11 protein-coding genes are annotated in these 13945 nt (G+C 55.6%); 2 read left to right on the top strand and 9 right to left on the bottom strand.

Going from position 1 to position 13945, the window contains the following annotated elements; all coding sequences use genetic code 11:
• Window positions 1-100 precede the first annotated feature (100 nt).
• The 5 genes from ACVWZ0_RS06265 to clpX (ACVWZ0_RS06245) all read right to left on the bottom strand — a co-directional run bounded on the left by ACVWZ0_RS06265 (window position 101) and on the right by clpX (ACVWZ0_RS06245) (window position 6951).
• The gene (locus ACVWZ0_RS06265; protein ID WP_253455045.1) at window positions 101-436 is read right to left on the bottom strand and encodes a ComEA family DNA-binding protein; all 336 of its coding nucleotides are present in this window, start codon (window positions 434-436) and stop codon (window positions 101-103) included.
• 139 nt (window positions 437-575) lie between these two features.
• Complete coding sequence (gene ppiD / locus ACVWZ0_RS06260; protein WP_253455046.1) at window positions 576-2447, bottom strand: peptidylprolyl isomerase; 1872 nt, start codon at window positions 2445-2447, stop codon at window positions 576-578.
• 200 nt (window positions 2448-2647) lie between these two features.
• Window positions 2648-2920 (bottom strand): nucleoid-associated protein HU-beta, encoded by a 273-nt coding sequence (hupB, locus tag ACVWZ0_RS06255; RefSeq protein ID WP_125288435.1) that lies wholly within the window; start codon window positions 2918-2920, stop codon window positions 2648-2650.
• A gap of 211 nt (window positions 2921-3131) precedes the next feature.
• On the bottom strand, window positions 3132-5486 hold the full coding sequence (gene lon / locus ACVWZ0_RS06250) for an endopeptidase La (protein ID WP_125288434.1): 2355 nt from the start codon (window positions 5484-5486) through the stop codon (window positions 3132-3134).
• Between the two features lie 187 nt (window positions 5487-5673).
• The gene (gene clpX / locus ACVWZ0_RS06245; RefSeq protein WP_253455047.1) at window positions 5674-6951 is read right to left on the bottom strand and encodes an ATP-dependent protease ATP-binding subunit ClpX; all 1278 of its coding nucleotides are present in this window, start codon (window positions 6949-6951) and stop codon (window positions 5674-5676) included.
• 308 nt (window positions 6952-7259) lie between these two features.
• Between clpX (ACVWZ0_RS06245) and ACVWZ0_RS06240 the strand changes: the two genes are divergently transcribed.
• Window positions 7260-7844 carry an ATP-dependent Clp protease proteolytic subunit gene (locus tag ACVWZ0_RS06240; RefSeq protein WP_253455049.1) on the top strand — a complete coding sequence of 195 codons (585 nt, stop codon included), beginning with the start codon at window positions 7260-7262 and terminating at the stop codon, window positions 7842-7844.
• A 412-nt stretch (window positions 7845-8256) separates the two neighbouring features.
• Window positions 8257-9312, top strand: coding sequence for an acyltransferase family protein (locus tag ACVWZ0_RS06235; protein ID WP_253455050.1), 1056 nt, complete (start codon window positions 8257-8259; stop codon window positions 9310-9312).
• A gap of 123 nt (window positions 9313-9435) precedes the next feature.
• Here ACVWZ0_RS06235 and clpX (ACVWZ0_RS06230) read toward each other — a convergent pair whose 3' ends face one another.
• The 4 genes from clpX (ACVWZ0_RS06230) to bolA form a co-directional block, all read right to left on the bottom strand.
• Window positions 9436-10710 (bottom strand): ATP-dependent protease ATP-binding subunit ClpX, encoded by a 1275-nt coding sequence (clpX, locus tag ACVWZ0_RS06230; protein WP_253455051.1) that lies wholly within the window; start codon window positions 10708-10710, stop codon window positions 9436-9438.
• 88 nt (window positions 10711-10798) lie between these two features.
• Complete coding sequence (gene clpP / locus ACVWZ0_RS06225; protein ID WP_125288429.1) at window positions 10799-11422, bottom strand: ATP-dependent Clp endopeptidase proteolytic subunit ClpP; 624 nt, start codon at window positions 11420-11422, stop codon at window positions 10799-10801.
• Window positions 11423-11748: 326 nt separating this feature from the next.
• Window positions 11749-13053 (bottom strand): trigger factor, encoded by a 1305-nt coding sequence (gene tig, locus ACVWZ0_RS06220; protein WP_253455053.1) that lies wholly within the window; start codon window positions 13051-13053, stop codon window positions 11749-11751.
• Between the two features lie 320 nt (window positions 13054-13373).
• Window positions 13374-13688 carry a transcriptional regulator BolA gene (gene bolA, locus ACVWZ0_RS06215; protein WP_253455054.1) on the bottom strand — a complete coding sequence of 105 codons (315 nt, stop codon included), beginning with the start codon at window positions 13686-13688 and terminating at the stop codon, window positions 13374-13376.
• Window positions 13689-13945: the final 257 nt, after the last annotated feature.

Raw genomic sequence — 13945 nt, 5'->3', positions numbered from 1 at the left:
CTTCTCCCAAAAAAGGCCATACCGACTGGTATGACCTCTTTCAGCGTAGCAGCCCGTACGCCACGATGCGTGGGGCCGCAGCGACAAGTCGAGAAAGCGATCACAGTTTCAGTTTGGTCAGGTTCCTCTCTACCAGCGCATTACCAATACCGGGCACTTCTTTTAGCTGCTCTATCTGCGTAAAAGGGCCGTATTGCTCGCGATAGCTGATAATAGCCTGCGCCTTTTTTAGCCCTACGCCGTTCATTACGGCGCTCAGCTCTTCGGCCGTGGCGTGATTAATACTGACCGATTCGCTTTGCGGCGGTTTCTTTTCCTCGCTCGGCTGCGCGCTGGCCTGCGGCGCGCTGACGTTATCGATGGCCGGCCCGGCGTACAGCGGCGAAGCGCCGCCCAGCAGCAGGGTAAAACATAAAGCCTGTAAGGTTGTTTTCATGCTGTTCTCCTCCATGTGTTTGACAGCAACGTCAGGCTACGCCCAACCAACCGGCGCCACAAACGGCAGATGACAGAAATGGAAAAGGCCGCATAAGCGGCCTTTGGGTTTGCAATAATTTGCAGGATTTTTGCGAGGCTTATTGCGCCTGCGCGGCTGCGCCGTACTTGATCTTGCCTTCTTTGCGCAGGTTGCTCAGCAGCGCTTCGAAGGCGATCTGCGCATTGTTCTGCGTGATGCCCTGCACCATCGCTTTCTTCTGCGCTTCCGGCAGCGTGCCGCTGCGTACCTGATCCAGCGCCAGCAGCACAACGTTGCCCTGCCCGTCCTCGCTGATGCCGTACACAGGCTTGTCTTTGGTCGGCTGCGCCAGCGCGAAGGCGGACTGCGTTATCGCATCCTGACCGCTGCGCGTCAGCGTTTTCTGCTCGCTAAAGCTAAGATTAGCCGCCTTCATGGCATCCATACCCTTGCCCGCCTGCAGATCGGCCAGCAGTTTTTCCGCCTGGGCCTTCGCTTCCGCCTGCGCCTTCTGGTTTTTCAGCGTGGCTACGATTTCGGCACTGACCTCGGCCAGCGGCTTAACCGCTTCCGGCTTGTGGGCGGCGATACGCAGCACAAAAGCACGATCGCCATCAACCGTGATGATATCGGAGTTGCTGCCCGGCGCGCCGTTATCCCCCAGCAGACCACCGTTAAAGATCGCCTGCTCTACCGCTCTGAAATTCAGCTCGGCCGGTGGATTGTCGTGGCTGAACCAGTCCGTTTCCACCGCTTTTACGCCTGCCGCTTCTTCCGCGCTCGCCAGCGACTCGTTGTCGTTGCTGGCCGCGTCGCTCACTTTCTGCTGCAGCTTGTAATAAGCGTCGACGGCCGTTTCGTGTTTCACCTTAGCGGCGATGTCGTCGTGTACGGCCGCCAGCGGTTTGATCTGCTGCGGCTGAACGTCATCAAGACGAGCAACGATAAAGCCGACGGAGGATTTGATCACGCCCGACAGCTGACCTTTCTGCGTCAGGTTAGCGCTTTTCAGCTCGTCCGGCGTGGTATCCGGCTCCAGCCAGCCCATATCGCCGCCTTTACGGGCAGAGATAGGATCGATGGATTTCTCTTTCGCCAGCGCGGCAAAATCGCCACCTTTTTTCAGCGCGTCCAGAACCGCCTGCGCATCGGCTTCGGTTTTGGTTTGGATCACGCTGAAACGGCTGCGCTGCGGCTGGGTATAGTCCTGCTGATGGCTGTCGTACCAGCTTTGAATATCGCTTTCGCTCGGTGCTTTCTGCAACGAGGCCGCATCCAGCTTGATATAGCTGACGCGGAACTGCTCCGGCGCCATAAAGCTGTTTTTATTCTGCTCGTAGTAGTTTTTGACTTCTTCGTCGCTGACGTTCTGCTTCGCTGCCAGCGCCGCGACGTTAATAGTCGCTTCACGCACCAGGCGCTCCTGAGAAACCAGCGCGGCCAGCGATTCAGTTTCGCCCGGCAGCATAAAGTCTGTGCGGGTCACCGCCGCAATCAGCTGCTGCGTGGTCAGCTGCTTGCGCAGCGCCTGAGCGTACTGATCGGCAGTGAGATTCATCTGGTTAATAATCGCCAGATAACGGGCGTTATCGAATTTGCCGTTAGTCTGGAAGGCCGGCTGGTTGAAAATAGCCTGCTTGATCTGATCGTCGCTAACCGCCAGCTGCAGATCTTTCGCATACTGATCCAGCAGCGCTTCATCTACCAGCTGAGAAAGCGCCTGCTGGCGGATCTGCTGAAGATAAGCGGGATTGCTGGCCAGCTGTGAGAACTGCTCGCCCAGCATTTCCTGCTGACGTGAACGTTCGTTGCTGAACGCTCTTTCCAACTGGGCGCGACTGATTTCCTGGCCATTGACCTTAGCTGCATAATCTCCATTGCCGCCGATCAGGTAGTTGCCCACCCCGGTCAGAACAAAAGAGAGGATGATCAGACCCAGTATAATTTTGAGCACGACATGGTTCGACGCCGCGCGTAAATTGTCCATCATGGTGTGACAACACTCCGCTGTATTATGAATGTAAACCCTTGCGCTTGCTTCCCACGTTCCCGGGGCGCTCCACGCCGCTGCGTATCAGGCTCTTGCGACCGTTGAAACAAAAAAGGCACATCATAGTGTGATGTGCCTCGTATGGTACATGAGAACGTCAGGACAGTCCTCATTCCACCGAAGAAATTGCTTGCCTGACGTTAATTAACCGCGTCTTTCAGCGCCTTACCGGCGCGGAATCCCGGGACTTTGCCCGCAGGAATAGTAATTTCTTTACCGGTTTGCGGGTTGCGTCCGGTACGCTCTGCGCGCTCACGCACGGAAAATGTGCCAAACCCTACCAGCGCCACTTCGTCGCCCGCTTTAAGAGAGTCGGTTACCGCTTCCATAAAAGCATCCAGCACGCGTCCCGCCGCTGCTTTAGAGATATCAGCGTTTGCAGCAATGTTGTCGATCAACTGTGACTTATTCACTCAATCATCCCCTCTTTATTATTTACTTCGCAAACGGGCTTCCCCCCGTTACGAGCACGCATCAATTATCGTTGTTTGTCGAGTCGTAAAAGCAGGGCCTGTTCAGACCTTCACCGGCTTAACAGCCCCCTAAATTAACGGCACAAAAAAAAGCTGGCAAGTACGAATTCGTCTGCCAGCTCTGGATTTAGGGTCTTTTTGTCTTATATCACTATTTCGCCGTGGCAACCTGCATGCCGTATGGGGCATTTTGCAGGGCCAGGGTCAGCACTTCTTCGATACGCTTCACCGGGTGGATATCCAGATCGGCAATTACGTTGTCCGGAATTTCTTCCAGATCGCGCTTGTTTTCATCCGGGATCAGCACGGTTTTGATGCCGCCGCGATGCGCTGCCAGCAGCTTCTCTTTCAGGCCGCCGATAGGCAGAACCTGGCCGCGAAGCGTGATCTCGCCGGTCATCGCCACGTCGGCGCGCACCGGGTTACCGGTCAGACAGGAAACCAGCGCCGTACACATAGCGATACCCGCGCTTGGGCCATCTTTCGGCGTGGCGCCTTCCGGCACGTGCACGTGGATGTCGCGTTTTTCGTAGAAGTCGCCGTTAATGCCCAGCTTCTCTGCACGCGCGCGTACCACGGTCAGTGCCGCCTGGATGGACTCCTGCATCACCTCGCCCAGCGAGCCGGTATAGGTCAGCTTGCCTTTGCCCGGCACGCACGCGGTTTCGATGGTCAGCAGATCGCCGCCCACTTCCGTCCATGCCAGACCCGTAACCTGTCCTACGCGGTTTTCGCTGTCGGCGCGGCCATAGTCGAAACGCTGCACGCCCAGGAAATCCTTCAGGTTATCGGCATTGATTTCGATATGGGTAACGCTCTTATCCATCAGCAGCGTTTTCACTGCTTTACGGCACAGCTTAGACAGCTCACGCTCAAGGCTACGCACGCCCGCTTCACGGGTGTAATAACGAATGATACCCACGATGGCGCTGTCGTCTACGGTCAGCTCGCTCGCTTTCAGGGCGTTACGCTCAATCTGCTTCGGCAGCAGGTGCTGTTTGGCAATATTAAGCTTTTCGTCCTCGGTATAGCCCGACAGACGGATCACTTCCATACGGTCCAGCAGCGGTGCCGGAATGTTCATGGAGTTAGACGTCGCTACAAACATCACGTCGGAAAGGTCGTAATCGACTTCCAGATAGTGATCGTTAAAAGCGATGTTCTGCTCGGGATCCAATACCTCCAGCAGGGCCGATGCCGGGTCGCCGCGCATGTCCGAGGACATTTTATCGATCTCATCCAGCAGGAACAGCGGGTTCTTCACGCCAACCTTCGCCATTTTCTGGATCAGCTTGCCCGGCATAGAACCAATATAGGTACGACGGTGCCCACGGATTTCCGCTTCGTCGCGCACGCCGCCCAGCGCCATACGGACATATTTACGGCCGGTCGCCTTAGCGATCGACTGGCCCAGCGAGGTTTTACCCACGCCCGGCGGTCCCACCAGGCACAGGATCGGCCCTTTGATTTTGCTGACGCGGCTCTGCACCGCTAAATATTCCAGGATACGGTCTTTCACGCGCTCCAGGCCAAAGTGATCGGTATCCAGCGTTTCCTGCGCCTTCACCAGATCTTTCTTCACCTTGCTGCGCGCGTTCCACGGCACCTGGACCATCCAGTCGATATAGCCGCGCACCACCGTTGCTTCCGCCGACATTGGCGACATCATCTTCAGCTTCTGCAGCTCGGCTTCGGTTTTATCGCGCGCCTCTTTTGGCATTTTCGCCGCGTCGATTTTGCGCTTCAGCGCTTCGTTTTCGTCCGGCGCGTCGTCCATTTCGCCCAGTTCTTTCTGAATCGCCTTCATCTGCTCATTCAGATAGTACTCGCGCTGGCTCTTTTCCATCTGCTTTTTCACGCGGTTACGAATGCGTTTTTCCACCTGCAGCAGATCGATTTCCGACTCCATCATCGCCATCAGATATTCCAGACGTTCATTGACGTCGGACATCTCCAGCACGGACTGTTTGTCGGCCAGCTTCAGCGGCATATGGGCGGCGACGGTATCCGCAAGACGCGCGGCGTCTTCAATGCTGTTCAGCGAGGTCAGCACTTCCGGCGGGATTTTCTTGTTCAGTTTGATATAGCCTTCAAACTGGTTAATCGCCGTGCGGACCAGCACTTCCTGCTCGCGTTCGTCAATTTCAGGCGAAACCAGATATTCCGCCTGAGCCGTAAAATGGTCACCGTTATCGGCGAGCGTAGTGATATGCGCGCGCTGCAGCCCTTCGACCAGCACTTTTACCGTGCCGTCAGGCAGCTTCAGCATCTGTAAAATTGACGCTACGGTCCCTACAGAGAAGAGATCGTTAATGCCAGGTTCATCCGTTGAAGCCTCTTTCTGTGCGACCAGCATGATCTTTTTGTCATGATCCATGGCGGCTTCAAGGCAGCGAATCGATTTTTCACGGCCTACAAACAACGGAATTACCATGTGCGGATAAACCACTACGTCACGCAACGGCAACACAGGGATTTCAATGCGTTCAGAACGCTCAGGATTCATAGAGCTCTCTCTTAGTTTAATTTCCGCCAGGGTGAGGGGAACCGCAATCGTCAGGCATGCAGTTTTACCCACAGGTAGTTGAGTATATGGGGATGAATGTAAGACATTCAACGTTATGTGCGAGAGAAAAGTAAATGGGGGAAAAATTTCCCCCATTTGCGCTAACCGGTTGGAAAGATGTGGTTATTTATTCGCCAGATGCCTGCTGCGCCTCGCCCTTGCCGTAAATCAGCATCGGATCCGATTCGCCCGCGATAACCGACTCGTCGATCACCACTTTTTCCACGTCGTCCATCGACGGCAGGTCGTACATCGTGTCCAGCAGCGCGCCCTCCACGATTGAGCGCAGCCCGCGCGCCCCGGTTTTGCGCGACATCGCCTTGCCCGCTATCGCCTTCAGCGCCTCTTCGCGGAACTCCAGCTCCACCCCTTCCAGGCTGAACAGCGCCTGATACTGCTTGGTCAGCGCGTTCTTCGGCTCGCACAGGATCTGGATCAGCGCTTCCTCGCTCAGCTCGGTCAGCGTCGCCACCACCGGCAGACGGCCGATAAACTCCGGGATCAGACCGAACTTAATCAGGTCCTCCGGCTCCACCTGCGCCAGCAGCTCGCCCTCCGTCGCCTTCTCCGCCTTGCCTTTTACCGTCGCGCCGAAGCCGATGCCCGAGCCGGTATCCACGCGCTGCGAGATCACCTTGTCCAGCCCGGCAAACGCGCCGCCGCAGATAAACAGGATTTTCGAGGTGTCCACCTGCAGAAACTCCTGCTGCGGATGCTTGCGCCCGCCCTGCGGCGGCACCGCGGCGACCGTGCCCTCAATCAGCTTCAGCAGCGCCTGCTGCACGCCCTCGCCCGACACGTCGCGCGTGATGGACGGGTTGTCCGACTTGCGGGAAATCTTGTCGATTTCATCGATGTAAACGATGCCGCGCTGCGCTTTCTGCACGTCGTAGTCGCACTTCTGCAGCAGCTTCTGGATGATGTTTTCCACGTCCTCGCCCACGTAGCCCGCTTCGGTCAGCGTGGTGGCGTCGGCCATGGTAAACGGCACGTCCAGCAGGCGCGCCAGCGTCTCCGCCAGCAGCGTCTTGCCGCTGCCGGTCGGGCCAATCAGCAGGATGTTGCTTTTGCCCAGCTCGATGCCGTTGCTGGTGTCGCCGTTGCGCAGGCGCTTGTAGTGGTTGTAGACCGCCACCGCCAGCACCTTCTTCGCCCGCTCCTGGCCGATAACGTAGTCGTCCAGATGCTCGCGGATTTCGTGCGGCGTCGGCAGCGAACTGCGCTCGCGGTGATGGGGCGCAACTTCTTTGATCTCTTCGCGAATAATGTCGTTACATAAATCGACGCATTCGTCGCAGATATAGACTGACGGGCCGGCAATCAGCTTGCGGACTTCATGCTGGCTTTTGCCGCAAAAAGAGCAGTACAGCAGCTTCCCTGAACCGTCTTTGCGCTTATCTGTCATCAGTTAACCTCATGGCTTATCAGCGGCCCTTACAGGCTGTGTTCATTAATGGACCAGATCCTAATATAGCGCATTTCAGGGGCGTTTTGGCAGCAAAACCGGGACGCGCTGCGCCTGTCAGCCGCCGTGATTTTTTATCAGTATCCGGTAAGGCAGCGGGCGCCAGGTGATGAAAAGTAACGGGAACGGCTAATAAGCCGCTGTTTTGGCAGGCAATCATTCAGCGCCGCCACAGTTGATTTAGCTGTTGAATGGATTATGCTAAACTCTTGTCACTTATACAGATCGTTTCCTATGGAGTCTAAATAATGTCTCAGGAGCCAAAGAAAGAGAGCCCGGAAGAGAAATCCTCTCTGGCGCTTAACAAGTTACTGCAAGCCCGATCTGTGATCATTTCTGGCGAAATCGATCAGGCGCTGGCGGAGAAAGTTACCGCCCAGTTGCTGATCCTGCAGGAAATGGGCGATGAGCCGATCAAGCTGTTTATCAACAGTCAGGGCGGCCACGTCGAAGCTGGCGATACCATTCACGATATGATCAAGTTCGTGAAGCCGAAGGTACAGGTTATCGGCACCGGCTGGGTAGCCAGCGCGGGCATCACCATTTTCCTGGCGGCGGAGAAAGAAGATCGCTATACGCTGCCTAATACCCGCTTTATGATCCACCAGCCGCTGGGCGGCGTGCGCGGCAAGGTTTCCGATATCGAAATCGAAGCCAACGAGCTGCTGCGCGCGCGTGACCGTATCAACCGGCTGATCAGCAAAGCAACCGGCCAGCCGCTGGAAAAAGTGGAACAGGATACGGACAGCAACTACTGGATGGGTCCACAGCAGGCGATTGAATACGGCATCGCCAGCCATCTGATCACCCACTGGGACGAGCTGAAAGGTTAATCCCTTTTCCTTCCTTCTGAAGCCTCCTTAACCGGAGGCTGAGGTTGCTGACAAACTCCTGCCCTTTCATTAAGTCGCGTTCGGGCCGGAGAATAACACCATAGGCAGATCGGAACACGGATACGCCGCAGATCTGTCCGTGGAGGCTCGGTTGGCGCGTCCATGCGCCAAACGGTCCGTTTATCCGCTCAGCCTCTGCTGTACGAAGCTGATGTTTCGCTGTAAAAAACCAGTTCGTACAGACCCTTTAATTTTCAGCAGCCTGAAGCCTCCTTAACCGGAGGCTTTTTTTATTCTGCCTCGCTGCCAAATCATAAGTAAAACTAAGCATTATCCGAATCTCCCGCCCAGGAATATGTACCAGCCATAACTCCGTGTATATTCCTTGCCGTTTATGGTTAAGGAAAAGAAAATGATCCGTAAAGAAATCTACAATCTGCAGATTGTCAGGGGGCTGGCCGCGCTGTGCGTGGTGCTGGAGCATCTCTCACCCCGCGCCGTTGCTCACTTCTTCAGTGCAGGACAGGTTGGCGTATCGATGTTCTTCTTCCTGAGCGGCTATATTATGATGCACACCTTCAGAGAGGATCAGTCAGCGGGCGCCTTTATTAAAAACAGAATAAAAAGGATCTATCCCGCCTACCTCATCCTCTCCATTCCCCTTATCTTATATACGCTCCACAAGACCGGCTCATTAACTTATCTTCTGCATAATCTCTTTCTCATCCCCTGGACGGAGTGGGACAGAGAGGCGTTGCCCTATAACTGGTCGGAATCGATGGCGAATCCGGCGGCCTGGACGCTGGTCTACGAGTTCTATTTTTATCTGCTGCTTTGCGTAGGCAAAACGTTGCTGAATAAAAAAGCCTTTGTTTTCTCCTTTACCACCGTAGCGATGCTCGCCATTCTTATTGCGACCAACATGACCTGGGGTAATGACGGCTATCTGGGCTGGCACGGCGTTACGTTCAAATCCGTGGCGGGCAACCTTGCGCTGCTGTCGTTTATCGTCGGCATGTGCGGACGGCAGCTGGGTTTCCATCACGTGAAAAAAAATCCCGCCGTATTTTTGCTGATCCCTGTCGCTATGCTGCTGCTGTGGCTGATGGCCAGACAGGGCGTAACCAATCTGCAAATCCGCGATCTGCTGGGGTCATGCCTGCCTTCCTGGACCTTTGTGCTGCTGATGGCCAACATGGAGGATTTTAAAGGCTTTGCCTACGATAAACTTCACGCTATCGGCATGTACTCTTATTCGCTCTATCTTTTCCATGCCAACTTTTATACCGCGAAGTGGATTGTCTTTAATAATCTTGCCCGTGTCGGCCTGGACTCTTCCCCGATCAAGGTGGCGGTTCTGCTGCTGTTTATCGCGCTGTCGCTGTTTATTTCAAAACATCTCTACCATTTGATTGAAAGAGGCGGCGCGTGGAAGATGCTGCGGGGCCGTAGCGTCAGAGCAGGCTGAGGGCACGACAGGCAGCAGGCTCCACGTCTGGCTTTTCAGGCGGTCAATGGCTGAAAGATCGGGCCGATAAAAAAAAGAGAGCCGGAAGGCTCTCTTTTTCAGGGGGACAGGTCGTACAGAGAACTATTCGCCGGACGCCTGCTGCGCCTCGCCCTTGCCGTAGATCAGCATCGGATCCGATTCGCCCGCGATAACCGACTCGTCGATCACCACTTTTTCCACGTCGTCCATCGACGGCAGGTCGTACATCGTGTCCAGCAGCGCGCCCTCCACGATTGAGCGCAGCCCGCGCGCGCCGGTTTTGCGCGACATCGCCTTGCCCGCTATCGCCTTCAGCGCCTCTTCGCGGAACTCCAGCTCCACCCCTTCCAGGCTGAACAGCGCCTGATACTGCTTGGTCAGCGCGTTCTTCGGCTCGCACAGGATCTGGATCAGCGCTTCCTCGCTCAGCTCGGTCAGCGTCGCCACCACCGGCAGACGGCCGATAAACTCCGGGATCAGACCGAACTTAATCAGGTCCTCCGGCTCCACCTGCGCCAGCAGCTCGCCCTCCGTCGCCTTCTCCGCCTTGCCTTTTACCGTCGCGCCAAAGCCGATGCCCGAGCCGGTATCCACGCGCTGCGAGATCACCTTATCCAGCCCGGCAAACGCGCCGCCGCAGATAAACAGGATTTTCGAGGTGTCCACCTGCAGAAACTCCTGCTGCGGATGCTTGCGCCCGCCCTGCGGCGGCACCGCGGCGACCGTACCCTCAATCAGCTTCAGCAGCGCCTGCTGCACGCCCTCGCCCGACACGTCGCGCGTGATGGACGGGTTGTCCGACTTGCGGGAAATCTTGTCTATTTCATCGATGTAAACGATGCCGCGCTGCGCTTTCTGCACGTCGTAGTCGCACTTCTGCAGCAGCTTCTGGATGATGTTTTCCACGTCCTCGCCCACGTAGCCCGCTTCGGTCAACGTGGTGGCGTCGGCCATGGTAAACGGCACGTCCAGCAGGCGCGCCAGCGTCTCCGCCAGCAGCGTCTTGCCGCTGCCGGTCGGGCCAATCAGCAGGATGTTGCTTTTGCCCAGCTCGATGCCGTTGCTGGTGTCGCCGTTGCGCAGGCGCTTGTAGTGGTTGTAGACCGCCACCGCCAGCACCTTCTTCGCCCGCTCCTGGCCGATAACGTAGTCGTCCAGATGCTCGCGGATTTCGTGCGGCGTCGGCAGCGAACTGCGCTCGCGGTGGGGCGCGACTTCTTTGATCTCTTCGCGAATGATGTCGTTACATAAATCGACGCATTCGTCGCAGACATACACTGACGGGCCGGCAATCAGCTTGCGGACTTCATGCTGGCTCTTGCCGCAAAAAGAGCAGTACAGCAGCTTCCCTGAACCGTCTTTGCGCTTATCTGTCATTAACTTGCCCCTCTTGTTTAACGCTGACGGCCCGGGCCGTCAGTCTGCCTTTATGACGGCAGCAATCTCTTTTACCAACCAGCGCCGCTTAACCGCGCTGGTTCAAAATGGCGTCGACCAGACCGTACTCCACCGACTCGCTGGCAGAAAGGAAACGATCGCGCTGGGTGTCGCGCTCGATGGTTTCGACGCTCTGACCGGTATGTTTGGCCATCAGCTCATTCATCATCTGCTTGGTTTTGATAATTTCACGCGCGTGAATATCGATATCCGACGCCTGACCCTGGAAGCCACCCAGCGGCTGGTGGATCATCACGCGGGAATGCGGCAGGCAGTAGCGTTTGCCTTTCGCGCCGGCGGTCAACAGGAAAGAACCCATTGAGCAGGCCTGGCCCATACAGATGGTGCTGACGTCAGGTTTGATAAATTGCATGGTGTCGTAAATAGACATGCCCGCGGTAATTACGCCACCAGGAGAGTTAATATAAAGGTGGATATCTTTTTCCGGGTTTTCTGCTTCCAGAAACAGCATCTGCGCGACGATCAGGTTCGCCATATGATCCTCGACCTGGCCGGTCAGGAAGATAATGCGCTCCTTCAGCAGGCGGGAAAAGATGTCGTAAGAACGCTCTCCGCGAGAAGTTTGTTCAACCACCATTGGCACTAAAGCCATATGAGGTGCTGTTTGTTCACGTTCGCCACTGTATGACATTACCGTCTCCTGGATTTTTCATTTGGCCACACTACCAATTCTACTTGAGAGCGTTCCGGAACACTATGTCCCCAACTTTATTCACCCGAAAGCTATCGGCGATCCTAAAGCCTTACCGTAACTTTACTATCTGGGGATACACCCCCGCTAATTCAAGCATAACAACGTTTTCAGGCGGCTGCTAACCAGGAAAAGTAGCATAGTCGATAATTTGCCGCTTTAATGAGCGAATAAGGCCCATAATGTCACGCCATCCGGCGGATAAAAGAAAAAAGCCCGCGGTCATGATGACCGCGGGCTTTAATTTATCCTGAAAAATCAGACGATCAGGCCGTTTGGGTCTGGTTCATCAGTTCCTGGAAGTTTGTCGCTTTTTCGGTCACTTTGGCTTTTTCCAGCACGGCTTCCACCGCCTGTTCTTCCAGCGCGACGTTGCGCATGTTGTTCATCAGCTCGTTATTTTTGCTGTAGAACTCGATCACTTCAGCCGGATCTTCGTAGGCAGACGCCATCTCTTCGATCAGGGTCTTCACGCGATCTTCATCCGCTTTCAGCTCGTGGCTGCGGATAACTTCGCCCAGCAGCAGACCAACCACCACGCGGCGCTTAGCCTGCTCTTCGAACAGTTCGCGAGGCAGCTCAAGAGCCTGCTTCTCGTTACCGCCGAAGCGCTGTGCAGCCTGACGCTTCAGCACGTCGATTTCGCTGTCGATCAGGGCAGCCGGCACCTCGATGTCGTTAGCGCTGACCAGGCCGTCGATAGCCTGAGTCTTCACACGGTTACGCACGGCGCCTTTCAGCTCGCGCTCCATGTTTTTACGCACTTCGGTACGCAGGCCCGCTACGGAGCCATCTTCCACGCCGAAACGCTTGATGAACTCTTCGGTGAATTCCGGCAGCTCGCGCTCTTCAACTTTCTTCAGCACGATCTCGAACTTCGCCGCTTTCCCTTTCAGGTTTTCAGCGTGGTAGTCTTCCGGGAAGTTCACGTCGATAGTGAAGGTTTCGCCCGCTTTGTGGCCAACCACACCGTCTTCAAAGCCTGGGATCATACGACCCTGGCCCATCGCCAGTACGAAGTCGGACGCTTTGCCGCCTTCGAACTCTTCGCCGTCTACAGAGCCGGAGAAGTCGATGGTCACGCGATCTTCAGCTGCCGCTGCGCGATCGGTTTCCTTCCAGGTCGCCTGCTGCTTGCGCAGGGTATCCAGCATGGCATCGACGTCTTCGTCGGTCACGGAAACAACCGGTTTTTCAACTTCGATTGCTTCCAGGCCTTTCAGCTCGACTTCCGGATAGACTTCGAACTCTACGGAGAAAGTGAAGTCTTCGCCGGTTTTGTATTCGCCCGGCACGTAATTTGGCGCGCCAGCCGGATTGATTTTCTCTTTGATGATCGCATCAACAAAGTTGCGCTGCATCAGATCGCCCAGCACGTCCTGACGAACAGACGCGCCGTAACGCTGTGCAACCACGGTCATCGGCACTTTCCCTTTACGGAAACCGTCGATACGCACTTTTTTCGCTACGCTGACCAGCTCATTTTTCACCGCGTTTTCGATCACATCTTTAGCAACGGTAATCGTAACGCGACGGCCCAGGCCCTGAGTTGTTTCTACTGAAACTTGCATCTTATTACCTCAAAAAATCACGTGCTCGGTCAACTTCAGACTCGCTCTACCCGTCAGGGCAAAGTAAGACTAAGAACCGGGACGGCCTCTGATGTCAGAACCGCATTCCCTGTTGTCAGAAGCGTCCCGAAGACATTCGGAAAAACAGACGCAGCATTATAGCGGCAACGGCAAAGCGAGTCGAGGCTGCAACGCGCCGCCATTTTGTTAAGGTTCACGCTTTTTGCATCTGAAAGGAGTAAAAGAAAGGGTTAACGCGGTTTTTTCGACCAGAAACAACAAAGCGGCCCGCAGGCCGCTTCAGATTTTCAGAGATTGCCTCAGGCCAGCGTACCGGCACCGCGACAGTTGGGCGAAGCCGGAACCGTGTCCTGTAACCCTACCCACTCTTTTTCGGTATAGGTATGCAGCGCCAGCGCGTGAACGCTTCCCGCCAGCTCGTCGGCCAGCACGCCATAAATGGCGCGATGCCGCATCAGAAAGCGCTGGTTAAGAAAGCTGTCGCTGACGATAACTATCTTGAAGTGACTTTCCGCCCCTGCAGGCACATTGTGACGATAGCTTTCGTCATGAACCTCCAGGTGCACGGGTGTAAATGCCGTTCTCAACTTTTCTTCTATTTGTTCGCGGATCATAACCACACTCCTCTACGACCTGATGCGCCCCATCTTATTCAATATTAGCCGGATTTCGCCGCCTGCCGATCCGTTTACGGAAAAATATCCGCCGTTCAGGCGCGCTACTGTGCATTTTCCCGCTGGCGGCTGCAACTGTCCGCGCCCAGAAAGCGCGTCCGACCGCCTGGGTGAAAAGATAAGGTAATGAATTTGCGCGTCGCCGGGGCTTCCTCTTGCTACAGGCAATGTTATGATGACCTCGGTTTTGTCCGGAC

The organism is Erwinia sp. TECH1 (assembly GCF_054057575.1).
The sequence above is the reverse complement of the archived record's forward strand: the minus strand, read 5'-3'. Positions and strand labels throughout refer to the sequence as shown.